Origin of the sequence: Methylobacterium sp. Leaf118 (assembly GCF_920984675.1) — a bacterium.
Classification (GTDB): domain Bacteria; phylum Pseudomonadota; class Alphaproteobacteria; order Rhizobiales; family Beijerinckiaceae; genus Methylobacterium.
In genome coordinates this window covers 17,018-34,821 of record NZ_CAKLBV010000049.1, presented here as the reverse complement: position 1 = coordinate 34,821, position 17,804 = coordinate 17,018, and the positions used below count along the sequence as shown (strand labels likewise).

The 17,804-nt window shown below is 70.7% G+C and carries 16 protein-coding genes and 1 pseudogene; 2 read left to right on the top strand and 15 right to left on the bottom strand.

The genetic code is table 11. The features are described from left to right. The 8 genes and pseudogenes from LW587_RS18035 to carB form a co-directional block, all read right to left on the bottom strand. Positions 1 to 192, bottom strand: a pseudogene (locus LW587_RS18035) (acetyl-CoA carboxylase biotin carboxyl carrier protein); the annotation flags it as partial. Positions 193 to 211: 19 nt separating this feature from the next. Beyond that, positions 212 to 667: a type II 3-dehydroquinate dehydratase gene (gene aroQ / locus LW587_RS18030; RefSeq protein WP_232630977.1), complete on the bottom strand. Its 456-nt coding sequence runs from the start codon at positions 665 to 667 to the stop codon at positions 212 to 214. 178 nt (positions 668 to 845) lie between these two features. Then, the gene (locus tag LW587_RS18025; protein WP_232630976.1) at positions 846 to 1,736 is read right to left on the bottom strand and encodes a LysR family transcriptional regulator; all 891 of its coding nucleotides are present in this window, start codon (positions 1,734 to 1,736) and stop codon (positions 846 to 848) included. Between the two features lie 366 nt (positions 1,737 to 2,102). Next, complete coding sequence (trxB, locus tag LW587_RS18020; protein ID WP_232630975.1) at positions 2,103 to 3,077, bottom strand: thioredoxin-disulfide reductase; 975 nt, start codon at positions 3,075 to 3,077, stop codon at positions 2,103 to 2,105. 195 nt (positions 3,078 to 3,272) lie between these two features. Further along, entirely contained in the window at positions 3,273 to 4,358 is a 1,086-nt protein-coding gene (locus LW587_RS18015; protein ID WP_232630974.1) for a mitochondrial fission ELM1 family protein, read from the bottom strand. Between the two features lie 36 nt (positions 4,359 to 4,394). Next, the gene (locus tag LW587_RS18010; protein WP_232630973.1) at positions 4,395 to 4,898 is read right to left on the bottom strand and encodes a hypothetical protein; all 504 of its coding nucleotides are present in this window, start codon (positions 4,896 to 4,898) and stop codon (positions 4,395 to 4,397) included. 5 nt (positions 4,899 to 4,903) lie between these two features. Then, positions 4,904 to 5,380, bottom strand: coding sequence for a transcription elongation factor GreA (gene greA, locus LW587_RS18005; protein WP_232630979.1), 477 nt, complete (start codon positions 5,378 to 5,380; stop codon positions 4,904 to 4,906). 128 nt (positions 5,381 to 5,508) lie between these two features. Then, entirely contained in the window at positions 5,509 to 8,982 is a 3,474-nt protein-coding gene (carB, locus tag LW587_RS18000) for a carbamoyl-phosphate synthase large subunit (RefSeq protein ID WP_232630972.1), read from the bottom strand. 293 nt (positions 8,983 to 9,275) lie between these two features. Between carB and LW587_RS17995 the strand changes: the two genes are divergently transcribed. After that, positions 9,276 to 9,710: a pseudoazurin gene (locus LW587_RS17995; protein ID WP_232630971.1), complete on the top strand. Its 435-nt coding sequence runs from the start codon at positions 9,276 to 9,278 to the stop codon at positions 9,708 to 9,710. Positions 9,711 to 9,892: 182 nt separating this feature from the next. Here the strand turns inward: LW587_RS17995 and LW587_RS17990 are convergent, their stop codons facing one another. Beyond that, positions 9,893 to 10,393, bottom strand: a complete 501-nt coding sequence (locus LW587_RS17990) for a hypothetical protein (protein ID WP_232630970.1) — start codon at positions 10,391 to 10,393, stop codon at positions 9,893 to 9,895. A gap of 294 nt (positions 10,394 to 10,687) precedes the next feature. Between LW587_RS17990 and LW587_RS17985 the strand changes: the two genes are divergently transcribed. Continuing rightward, complete coding sequence (locus LW587_RS17985; protein WP_232630969.1) at positions 10,688 to 10,999, top strand: hypothetical protein; 312 nt, start codon at positions 10,688 to 10,690, stop codon at positions 10,997 to 10,999. A gap of 59 nt (positions 11,000 to 11,058) precedes the next feature. Here the strand turns inward: LW587_RS17985 and LW587_RS17980 are convergent, their stop codons facing one another. The 6 genes from LW587_RS17980 to LW587_RS17955 form a co-directional block, all read right to left on the bottom strand. Then, a complete protein-coding gene (locus tag LW587_RS17980) occupies positions 11,059 to 12,171 on the bottom strand; it encodes a hypothetical protein (protein ID WP_232630968.1) in 1,113 nt (370 codons plus the stop codon). Continuing rightward, positions 12,162 to 12,836, bottom strand: coding sequence for a 5-bromo-4-chloroindolyl phosphate hydrolysis family protein (locus tag LW587_RS17975; protein ID WP_232630967.1), 675 nt, complete (start codon positions 12,834 to 12,836; stop codon positions 12,162 to 12,164). The genes LW587_RS17980 and LW587_RS17975 overlap by 10 nt, the downstream gene beginning before the upstream one ends. Then, the gene (locus LW587_RS17970) at positions 12,833 to 14,395 is read right to left on the bottom strand and encodes a substrate-binding domain-containing protein (RefSeq protein ID WP_232630966.1); all 1,563 of its coding nucleotides are present in this window, start codon (positions 14,393 to 14,395) and stop codon (positions 12,833 to 12,835) included. Before LW587_RS17970 ends, LW587_RS17975 begins: the two co-directional genes overlap by 4 nt. Next, complete coding sequence (locus LW587_RS17965) at positions 14,392 to 15,489, bottom strand: toxic anion resistance protein (protein WP_232630965.1); 1,098 nt, start codon at positions 15,487 to 15,489, stop codon at positions 14,392 to 14,394. Before LW587_RS17965 ends, LW587_RS17970 begins: the two co-directional genes overlap by 4 nt. 209 nt (positions 15,490 to 15,698) lie before the next feature. After that, entirely contained in the window at positions 15,699 to 17,225 is a 1,527-nt protein-coding gene (locus LW587_RS17960; RefSeq protein WP_232630964.1) for a tripartite tricarboxylate transporter permease, read from the bottom strand. A 29-nt stretch (positions 17,226 to 17,254) separates the two neighbouring features. Further along, the gene (locus LW587_RS17955) at positions 17,255 to 17,752 is read right to left on the bottom strand and encodes a tripartite tricarboxylate transporter TctB family protein (protein WP_232630963.1); all 498 of its coding nucleotides are present in this window, start codon (positions 17,750 to 17,752) and stop codon (positions 17,255 to 17,257) included. Between the last annotated feature and the right edge of the window lie 52 nt (positions 17,753 to 17,804).

Here is a 17,804-nt window from a genome sequence, read left to right as displayed (position 1 = left end):
CGGTGGCGCCGCGGCGGGCGCCGCCGCGACCGGAGCCGGCGGCGCGACCTGGACGGAGACCATTTCGATCTTGCGGACCACGCGGATGCGCAGGTCGCCCTTCTCGACCTCGATCTCGCTCAGATCGGTCTCGGCGACCATCCGGGCGAGTTCCCGCACGAGTTCGGGATCGAAGGGTTCGTTCTTGGCCATCGGCTCTTGGTTCTTGAGGTCAGGACGCGGACGGGCGCCGTTCGCGCAGGAGATGGGCGAGGGCGTCGAGCCCCGCAACGTAGCTGTAGGGACCCAGCCCCGAGATCACCCCGGCGCAGACGGGGGCGATCCGCGAGACGTGGCGGAATTCCTCGCGGGCATGCACGTTCGAGAGATGGATCTCGACCGCGATCACGCCAGTCCCCGCGATGGCGTCCCGCAGCGCGATCGATGTGTGCGTGTAGGCGGCGGCGTTGAGGAGCACTCCGGCTCCGGCGGCGCCTGCCTCCTGCACGAACGTCACCAGTTCGCCCTCGTGATTCGTCTGACGGAAGGTCAGGGCGATATCGAGGCGGGCCGCCTGCGCCTGCAGGGTTCGCTCGATGTCGGCGAGCGTGGCGGCGCCGTAGATGCCCGGTTCGCGGGTGCCCAGGAGATTGAGGTTCGGCCCGTTGAGGCAGTGAATCGCGGTCATGCCAGCCGGAGATCGTCGGCCGGAGGCTTCGCGAAGCGCCCGGCGGGAGCGCCGGTCTTAGACGAGAGCGTCCCGCCGCGACAAGAGCGGGCCATGCGCGATCTCCGGCGCGGCCTACCTCGGGCCACCCGTAGCGGGGCTCCGGAGCCCTCGTGGGCCTGGAGCGTCGGGCCGGGCCTCAATAGGTCCAGCGCTGGGCCTTGTTCACGAGGAAGTCGCGGAACGCCTGGACGCGGGCGACCGTGCGCATCTCCTCGGCGTAGACGAGATAGCTTTCCATGGTCGGCATCTCGACCTCGCGCAGGACCTGGACCAGGGTCTCCTGCCCCTCGACCGCGTAATCCGGCAGGATGCCGACGCCGATGCCCGCCTCCATCGCCTTGTGGAGCGCGGTGACGTTGTTGACGGTGAAGTGGATCGGCCGGCGATCGTCGCCCTCGCGGCCGATGCTGGCGAGGTAATGCGTGGCCAGCAGGTAGGACGGCTCGTTGCCGCCGAACGAGACGAGGCGGTGCTCGTCGAGGTCGGCCACGGTCTTGGGCTCGCCGAAGCGCTTCACGTAATCGCCGCTGGCGAAGGCGTGGTAATGCACCGTGAACAGCCGCCGCTGGATCAGGTCGGGCTGGGCCGGCCGGCGCATCCGGATGGCGATGTCGGCCTCGCGCATGGCCAGGTCGAGCTCCTCGTTGGTGAGCACCAACTCGACCCGCACATCCGGGTAGAGATCGAGGAATTCCGAGACGCGGCCCGCGAGCCAGGACGAGCCGAGGCCGACCGTCGTCGTCACCCGCAGATCGCCGGAGGGGCGCTCGCTCGTCTCGACGAGGCGGGCGCGGGTGTTCTCGAGCCGCAGCTTCATGTCCCGCGCAGCACGGAACAGGAGGTCGCCCTGCTCGGTCAGGATCAGGCCGCGGGCGTGCCGGTGGAAGAGCGGCGCCTTCAATTCGCGCTCGAGGGCACTGATTTGCCGGCTCACCGCGGACTGGCTCAAGCCGATGTCGTCGCCCGCCCGCGTGAAGCTCCCGGCTTCCGCGACATTGAGGAAAATCCGGATCTTGTCCCAATCCAAGGTCGTCACTCCCGCCCGTCGAGGTCTGCCCGTCACGGGAGGCCGCGACCTTCGGGCACTGCACGACACAAGTCTGTCTGTCCCCCGCCATGTTGGACAAAGGACCCGTCCGCGAAACCTGCCGCAGTCCGCATCGTTCAGGATAGGACGTCAAGCTTGCGATTTGGTTGCGTCGCAGCGACCGTCAACAGGGAAACGCGCGGGAAAATCCTGCCCCGCCGCCCCCAGAACTTCCGCCGTCACCCCGTTGCTGGGCAGACGCCGCCGTGACCCGGCGTTGCGTGCGGCCCCGCGTATGTCACGCGGCGCCGATCCCGAAGGATGTCGGAATCGGCGCAGCGGGTCGCGTCTGCGGTCCGCCTGGCCTCACTCCGCCGCGGCTTTGGCCGGGCTGTCGCCCACATCGAGGGCCGCGAGATACTTCTCCGCCTCCAGGGCGGCCATGCAGCCCATTCCGGCGGCGGTGATCGCCTGCCGGTAGACGTCGTCGGTGACGTCGCCCGCCGCGAACACGCCGGGCACCTCGGTCGCGGTCGTGCCCGGCGCGACGGTGAGATAGCCGCCCTGGCGCATCGGCAGCTGCCCCTCGAAGATCGCCGTGGCGGGCTGATGGCCGATCGCCACGAACAGGCCGTGGGTGGGGTGCTCGACGATCTCGCCGGAGCGCAGATCCTTGAGGCGCAGATGCGTGACCGAGACCGGCTTGGTCGATCCGCAGATCTCCTCCACGGCGTGGTGCCACTTCACCGTGACGTTGGCGTGCTTGAACAGGCGCTCCTGCAGGATGCGCTCGGCCCGGAACTCGCCCCGGCGATGGATCACCGTGACGGATTTGGCGAGGTTGGCGAGATAGAGGGCCTCCTCGACGGCGGTGTTGCCGCCGCCCACGACGGTCACGTCCTTGCCGCGGAAGAAGAAGCCGTCGCAGGTCGCGCAGGCCGAGACGCCGAAGCCCTGGAACGCCGCCTCCGACGGCAGGCCGAGCCATTTCGCCTGGGCGCCGGTGGCGATGATCAGCGCGTCGCAGCTGTAGGTCTCGCCGGAATCGGCCTCGAGCCGGAACGGGCGCACCTTCAGATCGACCTTGGTGATGTATTCCGAGACGATCGTCGTGCCGACATGCTCGGCCTGAAGGCGCATCTGCTCCATCAGCCAGGGACCCTGGATCGCCTCGGCGAAGCCCGGGTAGTTCTCGACATCGGTCGTGATCATGAGCTGGCCGCCGGGCTGGAAGCCGGAGATCAGCAGCGGCTCGACCAGGGCGCGGGCGGCATAGATCGCAGCTGTGTAGCCGGCTGGGCCCGAGCCGATGATCACGAGCCTCGCGTGGGTATGGGCCATGTTGCGCCGTCTCCTGTCTGCCGAGCCCGCCTCCCGCGGGACTGGCGGTCGTCTCGTCTTGTCTGCCCGGGCGCGCCGTTCGACACCGCACCCGCGTCGAATTTTTGCGGGGGCGTGCGCTGGAACACCCCTTGGGGCGCGGCTCCCGCGTCGCCACCGCCCTCGGCGAGGGCCACCATCTCTCGGGCCGAGACCCTAAAATCTTCCCCGGGCCGCATCGGCGGCCGGTTGCGGCGGCGCCACCGATTCCGCGGCGGGGCGACCCGCCGCGCGGCGCTTCCGATGCTCCTCGTAGGCCTCCGCCAAGGCCGCCGCGATCTCCGGCGTCGCGTCGATCGGCGCGTAGCGCAGGGCTTCGAGCCGGCCGATGAACGGCTTGAGCACGCCCGCCATGGCGAGCCCCGCGAACATCCGCCGATGCCGGATATAGGTACGCGGCAGGTCGAACAGGAGGATCGGCACGCCCGTGCTCGCCGCCTCCCCGACCATGTTGGCGGAATCCGAGGTGACGACGATGTGGTTGGCGATGGCGAGCATCCCGACATAGGGATTCTCGCCGGTTCCGTCCCACAGGAAGCCGCCCTTGCGGCTCACGAGGTCGTCCAGGGCCGCGCGAAGGTCCGGCGGGGTGCGGCGCGAGACCGTCATCATCAGGGCGCAGCCGCCATCGGCGAGCTTGGTGAGGTCGCGCACCAGCCGGCGCATGTCGGCGGGGCGGTAGCGCAGGTGCCGGCTGTCGCCGCCGATCAGAACGGCGATGCGTGGCCAGGGCACGGCGACCAGCCGCGGGTCCGGGTTGGCCCGGGCGGCGTCGAGCCGGGTGCGCGAGACGGTGTGCGGCGGCGTCAGCGTCGTGAAGACGTTGGGTCCGCGCAGGTCGTCGTAATCCGGCACCCAGATGAAATCCGCGGTGTCGTGGCCGGTGCGCGGGTCCTTGAGGAAGGCCGTGAAGGTGTGCCCGTTCGCGGCGCGGCGCACAGCGCGCAGGTAGGGCACCGCCCGGCGCCCGGAGGCGATGAGGATGTCGGGCAGGGGGCCTTCCAGCAGGCCGCCCGCCCGTCCCGGCGCGTCGCGGGGATCGACCGGTCCCCAGGGCGCCGTCCAGAGCAGGGGACGGCCGCGGGGGATCCGGCGGATCTCGGCGTCGAGGCCGAGGGCCTGGGCCAGGCCGAGGCACTGGTTCTCGTCGCCGGCCTTGCCGTCGGTCACGATCCAGGCGCGGGCCCGCGCGAGTTCGGCCGGCAGGCTGCCGTCCCCCGTCAACGCCCCGTTCCCGCTCACGCCGCCCCGCCCTCGTCGATGGTCCGCGCCCCGGCCTTACTGGGCCGGAAGCCTGCGCCGCAGCCACGCCGCGTAGTGCTCGGCGAGAGCCGCGACCCGCCGCCGTTCGGAGGCCGGATCGTACCACGCCCCGCCCGAACTCGACGGCAGGGCCGAGAGCTGCGGATGGCGCGCCAGGATCGCCCCGTTCGGTCCGACCAGAAGGGCCTCTCCCTCGAGATAGTCGGTCTCGCCGCCGCCGCCGAAGCCGCCGCTCCGGCTGCCCTGTCCGCCGGCATAGGGGGTGAGCGACAGGCCGCTCACCCGCACCACCAGGGTCGGGCCGCCGCGCACGATCCGGTCGCCGAAATGGCGCTGCAGGGCGGCGGTCAGGTCGGCGCGCAGGGCGTCCGCCTGGGGCCCCCGGCCATAGGCCGCGAGCGGGCGGACATCCACTGCGACGCCGCCGAAGCGGCCGAAATCCTGCGCAACGGCCGGGCCGGCGAGCCAGAGGGCCAGAAGGCCCGCCAGACGGCCCGCGAAGCGACCCGGCGCCCGCACGGGCCTCAGGCCCCCCACTCGATGGCGACGACCTCGTAGGACTTGCCGCCGCCCGGCGTCGTCACCTCGACAGTGTCGCCGACGGCCTTGCCGATCAGGGCCCGGGCGATGGGCGAGGTGATCGAGACCCGGCCCTCATGCACGTCCGCCTCCGGCTCGCCGACGAGTTGGTAGGTCTTCTCCTCCTCGGTGTCCTCGTCCACGAGCTTCACCCGGGCGCCGAACTTGATCTTGGCGCCCGACAGCTTCGAGGTGTCGATGATCTCGGCGCGGGCGATCATGCTCTCCAGCTCCAGCACCCGCCCCTCGTTGTGGGACTGGGCCTCCTTGGCGGCATGGTACTCCGCGTTCTCGGACAGGTCGCCGAGCGCGCGGGCCTCGGAGATCGCCTGGATGATCCGGGGACGGTCCACCTGCTGGCGCTGCTTCAGCTCCGCCTCGAGGGCTGCGAAGCCGCGGGCCGTGATCGGAACCTTGTCGATGCTCATGGTCTCGCGCCACAATGAAGAAGCCCGGCCGGAGCGAACTCCTTCCGGGCCGGAAAACGGCTCTGGTGTTCGGGGCGCGCCGTGCCCTGAGGGATCAGGGCCGCCACGCGCTCCGAAGGGATTTAGGCCGCGAAGTATTCCTGCAAGGCACGCACCTGAAGATCGCCTTCGAGATAGGCCTGGATCCCCTCGGCCGCTGCCATCGCGCCGGCCAGAGTGGTGTAGTACGGCACTTTATGCAAGAGGGCCGCCCGGCGCAGGGAGCGGGAGTCGGACAGCGCGCCCGCCCCCTCGGTGGTGTTGATGACGAGCGCGATCTCGCCGTTCTTGATCGCGTCCACGATATGCGGCCGGCCCTCCAGCACCTTGTTGATGCGGCCCGTCGGGATGCCTTCCTCGGCGAGGTAGCGTTGCGTGCCCCCCGTCGCCAGGATGGTGAAGCCGAGGGCGTGGAGCTGGCGGATGGTCGGCAGCAGGCGCGGCTTGTCGTCGTCCCGCACGGAGACGAACACCGTGCCGGTGCGCGGCACCGCCGTGCCGGAGCCGAGCTGACTCTTGGCGAAAGCCACGCCGAAGCCGGCATCGAGGCCGATCACCTCGCCGGTCGAGCGCATCTCGGGCCCGAGCAGCACGTCGACGCCGGGGAAGCGGGCGAAGGGGAAGACCGCCTCCTTGACCGCGATGTGGTCGAGCCGCTTCGGCTTCAGCCCGAAGGTGTCGAGCCGCTCGCCGGCCATGATGCGGGCGGCGATCTTGGCGATGGGCTCGCCGATCACCTTCGCGACGAAGGGGACCGTTCGCGAGGCGCGCGGGTTCACCTCCAGCACGTAGATCGCGCCGTCCTTGATCGCGTATTGCACGTTCATCAGGCCGCCGACCTTGAGGGCCAGCGCCATCGCCTTGGTCTGGCGCTCCAGCTCGGCCAGGATCGCGGGGGAGAGCGTGCGCGGCGGCAGCGAGCAGGCCGAATCCCCCGAATGGATGCCGGCCTCCTCGATGTGTTCCATGATGCCGGCGATGAACACGCCCTCGCCGTCGCAGACCGCGTCGACATCGACCTCGGTCGCGTCGGAGAGGTAGCGGTCGAACAGGAGCGGGTTCTTGCCCAGCACCGTGTTGATCTGCCCCGTCTTGTCGTTGGGGTAGCGCGCCTTGATGTCGGACGGGATCAGGCTCGGCAGGGTGCCGAGCAGGTACTCGGCGAACTGCGTCTCGTCGCGGATGATCGCCATGGCCCGTCCCCCGAGCACGTAGGAGGGCCGCACCACGAAGGGCAGGCCGAGCTCGGCCGCCACCAGCCGGCTCTGCTCCACTGAGTAGGCGATGCCGTTCTTGGGCTGCTTGAGGCCGAGCTTGTCGAGGAGGCGCTTGAACTGGTCGCGGTCCTCGGCGAGGTCGATGGCGTCGGGCGAGGTGCCGAGGATCGGTACGCCGGCCGCTTCGAGCGCCCGGGCGAGCTTGAGCGGGGTCTGGCCGCCGAACTGCACGATCACGCCGTGAAGCTGGCCCGCCTGCCGCTCGGTCTCGATGATCTCCAGCACGTCCTCCGCCGTCAGCGGCTCGAAATAGAGCCGGTCGGAGGTGTCGTAGTCGGTCGAGACCGTCTCCGGGTTGCAGTTGACCATGATGGTCTCGTAGCCGGCCTCCGTCAGCGCGAAGCAGGCGTGGCAGCAGCAATAGTCGAACTCGATCCCCTGGCCGATCCGGTTCGGGCCGCCGCCGAGGATGATGACCTTCTTCCGGTCGGTCGGATACGCCTCGTCGGCGGTCTGGCCGGCGAAGGGCGCGACGTAGGTCGAGTACATGTAGGCGGTCGGCGCCTTGAACTCGGCGGCGCAGGTGTCGATCCGCTTGAAGACCGGGCGCACCCCGAGGCCGCGCCGGGCGGCGCGCACCGCGTCCTCGTCGGTGTCGGTCAGCACGGCGAGGCGCGCGTCGGAGAAACCGGCCGCCTTGAGCTGGCGGAAGGCGCCCGGAGTCCCCGGCAGGCCGTGGACCTTCACCCGGTTCTCCAGATCGACGATGGCCTGGAGCTGCTCCAGGAACCACGGATCGATCTTGCAGGAGGCGTGGATCTCCTCGTGGCTGATGCCGAGGCGCATGGCCTGGGCGACCTTGAGCAGGCGGTCCGGCGTCGGCGTGCCGAGCGCCGCCTTGATGGCGTTGTGATCGTCGCCGTTGCCGAGGCCCTCGATCTCGATCTCATCGAGGCCAGTGAGGCCGGTCTCGAGGGAGCGGAGGGCCTTCTGCAGCGATTCCGCGAAGCAGCGGCCGATCGCCATGGCCTCGCCCACCGACTTCATGGCCGTGGTCAGCGTCGGCTCGGCGCCCGGGAACTTCTCGAAGGCGAAGCGCGGAATCTTGGTGACGACGTAGTCGATCGTCGGCTCGAACGAGGCCGGGGTGGCGCCGCCGGTGATGTCGTTGGCGATCTCGTCGAGGGTGTAGCCGACGGCGAGCTTGGCCGCGACCTTGGCGATCGGGAAGCCGGTCGCCTTCGAGGCGAGCGCGGAGGAGCGCGAGACGCGCGGGTTCATCTCGATGACGATCATGCGGCCGGTGGCCGGGTCGATCGCGAACTGGACGTTCGAGCCGCCGGTCTCGACGCCGATCTCGCGCAGCACCGCGAGCGACGCGTCGCGCATCACCTGATATTCCTTGTCGGTGAGCGTCAGGGCCGGGGCGACGGTGATGGAATCGCCCGTATGGACGCCCATCGGATCGATGTTCTCGATGGAACAGACGATGATGCAATTGTCCGCGCGATCGCGGACGACCTCCATCTCGTATTCCTTCCAGCCGAGCACGCTCTCCTCGATCAGCACCTCGTTGGTCGGCGAGGCATCGATGCCCCGCTCGACGATGTCGAGGAATTCCTCCCGGTTGTAGGCGATGCCGCCACCCGTACCGCCCATGGTGAAGGAGGGCCGGATGATCGCCGGCAGGCCGACCTCGGCCAGCGCGATCAGGGCCTGACCGAGGGCGTGCTCGATGTAGCGGCGACGGCGCTCGCCTTCGCCGCCGCTCCATTGCCGCTCGAACTCGGCGAGCGCCGTCTGGCGGGCGGCCGGATCGGCGTTGGCCGCCTCGATGCGGGCCTTCTCGGCGAGGGAGCGGTCGCGGTCGGCCTTCTTGGCGGCGGAGGCGTTGGCGAGCGCCGATTTCGGCGTCTCCAGGCCGATCTTGGTCATGGCGTCGCGGAAGAGGTTGCGATCCTCGGCCTTGTCGATGGCCTCCGCGGTGGCGCCGATCATCTGCACGCCGAACTTTTCGAGCACGCCCATCCGCTTGAGCGAGAGGGCGCAGTTCAGCGCGGTCTGGCCCCCCATGGTCGGCAGGAGGGCGTCGGGCCGCTCCTTCTCGATGATCTTGGCGACGATCTCCGGGGTGATCGGCTCGACGTAAGTGGCGTCGGCCATGTCCGGGTCGGTCATGATCGTCGCCGGGTTCGAGTTCACCAGGACGATCCGATAGCCCTCCTCCCGCAGGGCCTTGCAGGCCTGGGTGCCGGAGTAATCGAACTCGCAGGCCTGCCCGATGATGATGGGCCCCGCACCGATGATGAGGATGGAGGAGATGTCGGTGCGTTTCGGCATTGCGCGCCTTGGGTCTTGATTCGGCCGCGCGCGTTCGCCCCCGCACGCCGCCTCGGCTCGGGCGGCGCCCGAGGGGTGCGGGCGGCTTGGATGATCGTCAAGCCCCGCGTTTACACGCTGCCGCCTGGCTTTGAAAGGGCCGCGCCCGGTTCGCCTGCCTGCCGCAGGGCGGGACGCTTGTAAGAAGAATTGTTCAAGAAGATAGTCGTTTTTACCGCAATAGAAACGCGATATCGAACGACAATTGGCGCGGATGGGACGTCAATTTAAGAACAATTCCGAGGATCATGCCGATGCTGTTCAGAACGATTTGTCTCGGGGCCGCTCTCGCCGTCGCGGCGTTTCCCGCCTCGGCCGACGAGGTGACGGTCAGGATGCTCAATAGTGGGCCCGGCGGAGCGATGGTGTTCGATCCCGCTTTCGTGCGGTTGAAGCCCGGGGATCGCATCAAGTTCGTGCCGACCGACAAGGGCCACAATGTCGAGACGGTGAAGGGCATGGCGCCCGAGGGCGCCGACTACGTGAAGACCGCCGTTGGCCAGGACGCGGTCGTGACCTTCGACAAGGAGGGCGTCTACGGCCTCAAATGCTCGCCGCATTACCTGATGGGCATGGTCGCGGTGGTCGTCGTCGGAGACAAGCGCGACAACCTGGAGGCCGCCAAGGGCGTCACGCATGGCAAGCTGGCGCAGAAGCGCTTCGAGCCGCTGCTGGCCCAGGCCCAGTGAGCGGGACGCCCTGAGGTGAGCCGTCCGGCCCGGCCGGGCTGCCGCCGCCCGGCGAGGCGGGGGAGCCCGCACGAGCGCTCCGTCCGCTTCTGGAGGACGATGCGATCACGCCGTGGGGGCGGCCGGCTCGCCAGGAATCGGGCCGGCCGGTAGCGCGCCGAGGGTGACCAACGGTGGTCGCGTTACTCCGACGCGACGATGCCGTCCGTCATGCAGGTCGCGCCGGCTCGGAGCGGGACGAACCGGCCTTGGCGCGGGTCGATGCGCCAGGCCGCGATCACCGGTCGTTGCGGGCCCGCCTCCTTCGCGGCCTTGGCGAAGACACCGACGAAGGCCCCTTCGAGGAGCCGCCCGTTCGCGAGGCACGAGGCGGTCGAGAAGGCGGGCGTTTCGCGGGTCGGAGCGGGCAGCTCGATCGCGTCGCGCGCGACGTCGCGCATGTCGAGCACGACGAAGGTCCGGCCGCAGAGGCGCCAATTGACCGTGTTGATGCCGGGCTCGATCACCTCGGCCCCGAGATGCTTCAGGCCGAGGGCGCTCCGCCGCGCCTCGATGCGAACCACCGGGCCGGCGGCCCCCGTCTTGGCGCCCACCAGCGCCGGGACGATCGGCCGATCGCAGGCGACCGTCTCGAAGCCGTCCGCCGGCTCGGCGACCGAGATCGTCGGGAGAGAGAGGAGCACCGGCAAAGCGCAGATCCACCGCCGGCCCGCCCGTTCGGACATGCTGCCTGTTCCCGCCATCCCGTCGGCCCGCCCGCGTCGCGGTGTCGATCCTCACGTCAACTCCGTGTAAGGCGCCGCACCCGGCCCCTGCAATGGCGACCCGCGCTGGCGGGTGCCGACCCCGGCCCCGGCGGGACGGCGGTCGATTGTTTGGCGAAGGCGTTCGCCGCGCGCTATGCTCGGTTCCGCCCATGCTCGGCGGGCGCTGGCGTGTCGCCCCTGGCGGCGCGCCGACGGAGGAGGATCGAGCCTGTGCGGGCCTTCCACCCCATCCTGGCCGCGACGCTGGTCGTTCTGGCATCGGGCGGGCGGCTCGCGGCGGCGGACCGGACGGTGACCGTCCGGCGCGACGCCTACCTGTGCGACAGCTGGGCGGCGTGGCACGAATATGGACTGGCCTCGCTCACAGCCCGTGGGGCGCGGATGAGCAAAGCCTGCCCGCTGCGTCTGGCGCCCGGCACGCGGGTCCGCCTCGTCGACGACGAGGCCTGGGAAGGCGCGGCGGAGATCCGCTACCGGGGCAAGACCTGGTTCGTCGACAGCGAGCGCCTCGGGTCCCGATAGGGGCCGCGCCCGTTCCGGCACGGGCCGGCGCGATGCGGCCGAGAGGCCGGCGCGCGCGGTCAGGTCGGCGTCCGCAGGCGATCGACGACGGTGAGCATCGTCGGCGCGTCCGGCATCGGCATGAGAGGGGCGGGGCTCGGGCTGAGCCCCTCGAATGCCGGGCCCCCGCGGCCGACCGCGCCGAGACGCCCGCGGAAGCCGTGCTCGCTCCAGGCGAGATCCTGCAGCTCCGGATCGGTCAGCGCTTCGACGAGGCGGTCGGCCTGCGCCGTCAGGCTGATGATCGGATGGACCGAGGTGACGGTGGGCGTCGGATAGAGCATCACCGGCCGGACGGCGGCCGATTGCAGCGAGGCCCAACGCGCCGGGTTGGCGAGGATGAACTCGACCAACTGGCTCTCGTAGGCGGCGATCAGCGGTTTGCCGCCCATCCCTTCGGTCAGGTAGCTGTTCCAGTGCGTGCCGCTGGACGCTTCCTTGTAGCCCATGCGGGCGAACACGCTGCGCAGGCGCGCCCCGTCGCGGGCGAGGGACTCGGGGCTGGCGACCTCCCCGGCGAACAGGTTGGCGAGCAGAGCGGCGAAGCTGAAGCCGGAATTGGAACGGGTCGGATCGGTCGTGGTGACGACGGCCCGACCGTAGAGTTCGGGCACCCCGAGGTCGCGCCACGCCAGGCCGCGCTCGATCGCCTCCATCAGGGGCGCCATCCGGACGGTGTGGATGCCGCCCTGCCGCTCGACAAAGCCGGCCGTCTCCAAGGCGGCGACCACCGGCGTCCAGGAATAGAGGACGAGGGGCGAGGTGAAGACGACCTCGTCGCGCCGCACCGGCAGGCCGTTGCTGCGGGCCATCTGGGTCATCACGGAATGGGCCGGCCAGAGCCAGGGCGGCTGCTGCCGGGTGAGCGCCGGATCACCCACCATCTCGATCGAGCCTGCCCGGCGGGCGTCGAGGGCGAGGCCGTAGCGGCGGGAGAGGAGCGCGCGCACCTTCGGATTGCGCACGAAATCGACCTTCTCGCCGCCGATGAAGCCCCACAGGGTGCTCGGATCGGGACCGGCACCGGTCACCGCGCGTTCGATGCGCTCCGGCCCGAGCAGGGCGACCCCCGCGGTGCCGCCGATCCCAGTGGCGAGGAGGCCGAGGCCAAGGCCGCGACGGGTCAGCGCCATGGCGCGGCCTCCCGGCTCTCCACCGCCGCCTGGGCGGGGCCCTCCTCGGCCCGTAGGGCGTCGGCGAGCAGGGTCAGCTCGACGTCGAGACCCTCCACCGCGACGCCGTCGATCCGGTCGGCGTGGCGGGCGAAGACCGTGTCGAGCCGGGCGATCATCGCGCCCACGGCGGCGATCCGCGCGGCGTCCGGGCGGTGCGCCGCCTCCAGCACGCGCAGGCCTTCGCCGAGGCGCAACGCCGCCGGCAGGTAGTAGGTCAGGAGCCGGCGCACCCGCGGCATCCGGCGGGGATCGCCCTCGACACGGGCCAGGACCTGCTCGACGATGTCGTGAAGATGGTCGAGATGGCGCACCGCCTCCCCGGTCCGCACCCGGCGCGCGGCGGCGTGCAGCCGGTCGAGGTCGGCGCGGGCGGCCACGATCACCTCGCGGGCGAGCGCCGCGGTCGCGGCATCGACCGAGCCGGGATCGAGATCCGCGAACAGGGGGCGGGGGCTCAGCGCGAGGCGGGCGCCGAGGAAGACCAGGGCGGCGCCGGGCAGCGAGGCCCAGAGGGGCAGGCCGAGGCCGAAGGTCGCCACCGGCGCGAACAGGCCGCCGGCGAAACCCGCCCACAGGTTCGCGCCGCCGGCGGGATCGGCGGGGAGGCGCGGCCGCCCGCTCAATTGTAGCCCCGCACGGTGCGGAACGCCTCGGTGAGCGAGGAGCGGCCGTCGAAGACCCGCGCCCGGGTCGCCTCGGCCAGCGCGTCGAGCTGGCCTCTATCGGCATCGCCGAAGGTTACGCCGAAGACCGGCACGTCGCCCCCTGCCGCCTTCCAGGCGTCGAGGAAGACCCGCGCGTCATTCTCGCTGCGCCCGTCCGTCATCAGGACGATGGCGGGCAGGTAGCGCTCGTGCTCCGGCGTCGCGCGGATCTCCCTGAGCGCCGCCTCGGCGCAGGCGTAGATGTTGGTGCCACCGCCCGCAATGTTGGCGTCCACCGCCGCGATGAGGGCGGGGGCGTCCTCGGGGGCGCCGCTGGCGCGGGTCACGCCGCGCACCCGCCCGTCGAACGGCAGCAGGACGATGCGGTCGTCCCGGCCGTGCTGCACGAGGACCCGGGCCGCCGCGTCGTGCGAGAGGATGAAGCGCATCGCCGCTTTCAGGGCCGCCTCGCCCGCGCCCCCCATGCTGCCGGAGAAGTCGAGGCAGTAGGCCGTGAGCGAGGGCCGCCGCAGCGCACCCTGGTACAGGTCGAGCGCGGCGCGCACCACGTCGGGCTCGGGCATGCGGATCAGCGGCACGAGCCGGCCCGGATCGTAGTTCCAGCGCGGGTCGGCGCCGCCTTTCGCCTCGCCGATGGCCGGGCGGCGGTGAAGGGCCTCGATGCGTGCCTGCACCGCGGGCGAGAGGAGATGGGCCTGGAGCGCCACGAACAGGGCGCGGGGCGCCTCGCCCTGGCCGCGCTCGACGAAGCCGAGGGGAGAGTTGGCGGCCGCGACGCCGTCGCTCGGGTAGATCGCGTAGAGCGGCTCGGCGCCGCGGCGGGCGAGTTCGGCATGGGTCTCGGCCAGCACCGCCTCGTAGTTCCACATCCCGTCATAGGCGCTCCCGCCCTCCACCCCCTTGAGGTAGAGGTCGGCGAGCCACGCGCTGGAGCCTGCGGTCCGGACCGTGCCGGCGAGCAGCGTGCGGACCGTGTCCTGCACGCCCGGCCGGTCGAGATCGGCGCGGGTGATCGCGTCGGGATGGCCGAGGGCTGCCGACAGCATGGCGATGTAGGCGCCGGCCCCCGAATGCGACTGCGTGGCCGAGCTTGCCAGATAGGTGAGGCGCTTCCCCCGCACCGCCGCGATGATGTCGCCGGTGGAGACGGGCCGGCCGATCCAGCCGAGGGCCTCGGCCTTGGAGCGGCGCAGGCCGAGGATGACCGGCGAGCGGGCGACCGGCGTCAGGTCGCGCACCTGTTTCTTCCGGTCGAACAGGTCGATCCAGATGGCGTTGGCCGGCCAGACGATGTCGAAGGCCGGCGGCGCCTCGTCGGCGAGGGACAGGCCGATATCGAGCGAGCCCTGATACGTGAACCGGCAAGTCGCTCCGCGAGCGCGGCAGAAGTCCTGAACGATCGGTTCCAGGGTGCGGTTCTCCGAACCGGAGGCAATCGTCACGGCGACGGGCGGGCCGGCGCAGCCGACGAGCATCCCGGCCGCCAGCACGGCCGCGAGACTGAGCCGGCGCCTCATGCGGGCGCCACGAGCGTGCGGGTCAGCTCGGCCTCGATCCGCTTCAACGCGGCCTCCGCCGCCCGGCGCCGGTCGCGGCCCTCGCGCTGGATCGCCCGCACGGCGTCGATCGTCTCGATGAAGTCGCGGTTGACCGCGCTCAGCGTCTCGACCTCGACCACGCCCCGCTGCACCTCGCGCTCGATCCCGGCCCGGCCCGCCTTGAGCCGCTCGGCATTGGCCCGCAGGAGCGCGTTGGTGGTGTCGGAGACCGCCCTCTGCAGGCGCAACGCCTCGTCCTGTCGATGCAGGGCGAGGGCGATGGTCATGCCGTTCTTCCAGGTCGGGATGGTGGTCACCAGCGAGGCCTGGAGTTTCTCGACCAGGGCCGCGTCGCCGTTCTGCACGAGGCGGATCTGCGGCATCGCCTGGAGCGCGATGGTGCGGCTGAGCGTGAGGTCGTGGATCCTGCGCTCCAGGCGCTCGACGCTCTGGGCGAGGTCGGCGGCCTGCTGGGCGAGAAGCGGGCCCTCGCGCGTCGCCCCGTCGGCCGCGCGGGCTCGGGCCTCTAGGGCCGGCAGCCGGGTCGTGCGCGCGTCCTCGATCACCTGCTCGCCCGCGGTAATATAGGCCTCAAGTTCCCGCATCTGCGCGAGGTTGCGGGCGAACAGAGCGTCGAGCATCGCGATGTCGCGCTGGAGCGCGTCGCTGCGGCGCTCCAGCTCCAGGGCGATGCGCTCGACCTGGGCACCGAGCGCGGCGAACTGCTCCTTGAAGCGCAGGAGGCGGGCTTTTGCGCCTCCCCAGAGCCGGTCGAACAGACCCGCCTTCGCGAGGGTGGCGGGGTCGAGCCGCTGCACGGTGCCGATCAGGTCGGTGAGGAGGTCGCCGACGGCGCCCGAATCCTTGTTGAGGGTCGCCTGCAGGACCGTGTCGGCGAATTCCGCCACGCCGCGCTGCGCGCTCTCGCCGTAGCGCGTCAGGAAGGCGCGGTCGTCGAGCCGGATCTCGGCGCGGATGCGCCGCACGAGATCGGCATCGGGCGCGGGGCCCCGCTCATCCGGCAGCACGTTCGGCGACGGCAGCGTCGTGCCCGCCTCGATCCGTCCGACCATGTCGCCTCCCGGATCCTCCCCCTGCCGTCCTTCGTGCCCCGAGAGGGGCGGACATGGCAAGTGGAGAGGACAGTCTAGGCGATCAGCTATACTTTATAGTGCGACTTTTACTTGTGACGTTTCGATGACGGGCGCGGCTCCGATGGCGTCCGTTCTTCGCGTCCTGAGCGGCGCGCCTTTTTGGGGCGCGCCGCCGAACCCGGCTGGCCTCACGGCGTGAGGGTCGAGGCCCGCGACGGGTCGGTCTTGCCCATCAGGCGCTTGCGCAGGTCGCTCAGCGGTCCCCAGAACAGAAGCAGGATGCCGATGATCATGAGGGAGGAGACGAGGCCGTTCGAGAAGAAGACGGACAGGTCGCCGCCCGAACCGAGCAGGGCCTGCCGGAAGGCGTCCTCGGCCCGGTCGCCGAGAACGAGGGCGAGGACCAGGGGCGCCAGCGGGTAGTCGAGCTTCTTGAACACGTAGCCGACGACGCCGAAGACCAGCATCAGCCAGATGTCGAAGCGCGACGACTCGACCGTGAAGGCGCCGATGGCGCAGACGACGAGGATAATCGGCGCGACCAGCGCGAAGGGGATGCGCATGATCGCGGCGAAGACCGGCACCGTCGCCAGCACGATGAGGAGCCCGGCGAGGTTGCCGAGATACATCGAGGCGATCAGGCCCCAGACGAATTCCTTGTTCTCCACGAAGAGCAGCGGACCGGGCTGAAGGCCCCAGATCATCAGGCCGCCGAGCAGCACCGCCGCGGTGGCCGAGCCGGGAATGCCGAGTGCCAGCATCGGCAGCAGCGCCGAGGTGCCGGCGGCGTGCGCCGCGGTCTCGGGCGCCAGCACGCCCTCGATGTCGCCGCGGCCGAACTGGTCCGGCTGACGGGAGAAGCGCTTGGCGAGGCCATAGCCCATGAACGAGGCCGCGATCGCCCCGCCCGGGGTGACGCCCATCCACATGCCGACGATGGAGGAGCGGATCAGCGTCGCCCAGTAGCGCGGCAGCGAGGCCCAGGTGCGCAGGACCACGCCGAGATCCATGGCGGCCCGCTTGCCCTTGAAATGCAGGCCCTCCTCAATGGTGAGCAGGATCTCCGAGACGCCGAACAGGCCGATCACCACGACGAGGAAGTCGAAGCCCTTCATCAGCTCCGGCGCGCCGAAGGTCAGGCGCAGGTCACCCGAGATCGTGTCGAGCCCCACCGCCGCGAGCAGGAAGCCCAGCGCCAGGGAGACGACGATCTTGGCCTTGTTCTCCCGGCCCATGCCGACGAACGAGCAGAAAGTCAGGAAGAAGACGCCGAAGAACTCCGCCGGGCCGAAGCGCAGGGCGAACTTCGCCACGAGCGGCGCCACGAAGGTGATGAGCACGACGCCCGAGAGCGCGCCGATGAAGGAGGCCGTGAAGGCCGCCGTCAGGGCCTCGCCGGCCCGCCCCTGCTGCGCCAGCGGGTAGCCGTCGAAGGTGGTGGCCACCGACCACGCCTCGCCGGGAATGTTGAACAGGATCGAGGTGATCGCGCCGCCGAACAGCGCGCCCCAATAGATCGACGACAGCAGGATGATCGCCGAGGTCGGGTCCATGCCGAAGGTCAGCGGCAGCAGGATCGCGACGCCGTTCGGTCCGCCGAGGCCCGGCAGCACGCCCACCACGATGCCGAGCAGCACGCCCACCACCATGAACAGCACGTTGTGCCACGTGAGCGCGACCTGGAAGCCGAGCAGGAGCTGGTTGAGGTCGTCCATGACAGTGTCTCCGCCGCGGGCCGGTCAGGTCAGTAGCCGAGGAAGGCTTCGAGCGGTCCCTTGGGCAGGGGGACCCGGAACTGCAGCTCGAACACCCAGAAGGAGACGAGCGGCACGAGTGCGACCGCCAGCGCGGTCTGCCACCAGCGGAAATCGCCGAGCGTGATCATGAACAGGGCCATGAACAGCGCCGAGGCGACGTAGATGCCGAGGAAGGCGATCCCCAGCACGTAGAGGAACAGCGGCACGAACACCTGGGCGACGAGCCGGAGCTGGCCGTAGGTGACGAAGACGCTGTCTTCCCGGCGCAGGGCGCTGACCAGGGCGGCGACCGCCGCGATCGCCAGGATGGCGGCGACGCGGGCGGGGAAGAAGCCGTTCTCCGGCCCGTTGTCCCAGCCCGCGCCGCGCCCGTAGGAATCCCACAGCGCCAGACCGGCGAGCCCCAGCAGCAGGAGCGCGACGACGATCTCGACGGCGCGGCGCGACAGGCCGCGCTCGGGAAGCGGGGGAGAGGCGTCGGTCATGAGGGGCTCTTCCAGGACAGGTGTTCGCTCCGGCCGCAGCCGCGCCCCCCGC

Bases quoted from the DNA above. Each gene is read 5' to 3' on its own strand.
- LW587_RS17960 (WP_232630964.1), bottom strand. From the start codon at position 17,225: ATGGACGACCTCAACCAGCTCCTGCTCGGCTTCCAGGTCGCGCTCACG.
- trxB (WP_232630975.1), bottom strand. From the start codon at position 3,077: ATGGCCCATACCCACGCGAGGCTCGTGATCATCGGCTCGGGCCCAGCC.
- LW587_RS17955 (WP_232630963.1), bottom strand. From the start codon at position 17,752: ATGACCGACGCCTCTCCCCCGCTTCCCGAGCGCGGCCTGTCGCGCCGC.
- LW587_RS17970 (WP_232630966.1), bottom strand. From the start codon at position 14,395: ATGAGGCGCCGGCTCAGTCTCGCGGCCGTGCTGGCGGCCGGGATGCTC.
- carB (WP_232630972.1), bottom strand. From the start codon at position 8,982: ATGCCGAAACGCACCGACATCTCCTCCATCCTCATCATCGGTGCGGGG.
- LW587_RS17965 (WP_232630965.1), bottom strand. From the start codon at position 15,489: ATGGTCGGACGGATCGAGGCGGGCACGACGCTGCCGTCGCCGAACGTG.
- aroQ (WP_232630977.1), bottom strand. From the start codon at position 667: ATGACCGCGATTCACTGCCTCAACGGGCCGAACCTCAATCTCCTGGGC.
- LW587_RS17995 (WP_232630971.1), top strand. From the start codon at position 9,276: ATGCTGTTCAGAACGATTTGTCTCGGGGCCGCTCTCGCCGTCGCGGCG.
- LW587_RS17980 (WP_232630968.1), bottom strand. From the start codon at position 12,171: ATGGCGCTGACCCGTCGCGGCCTTGGCCTCGGCCTCCTCGCCACTGGG.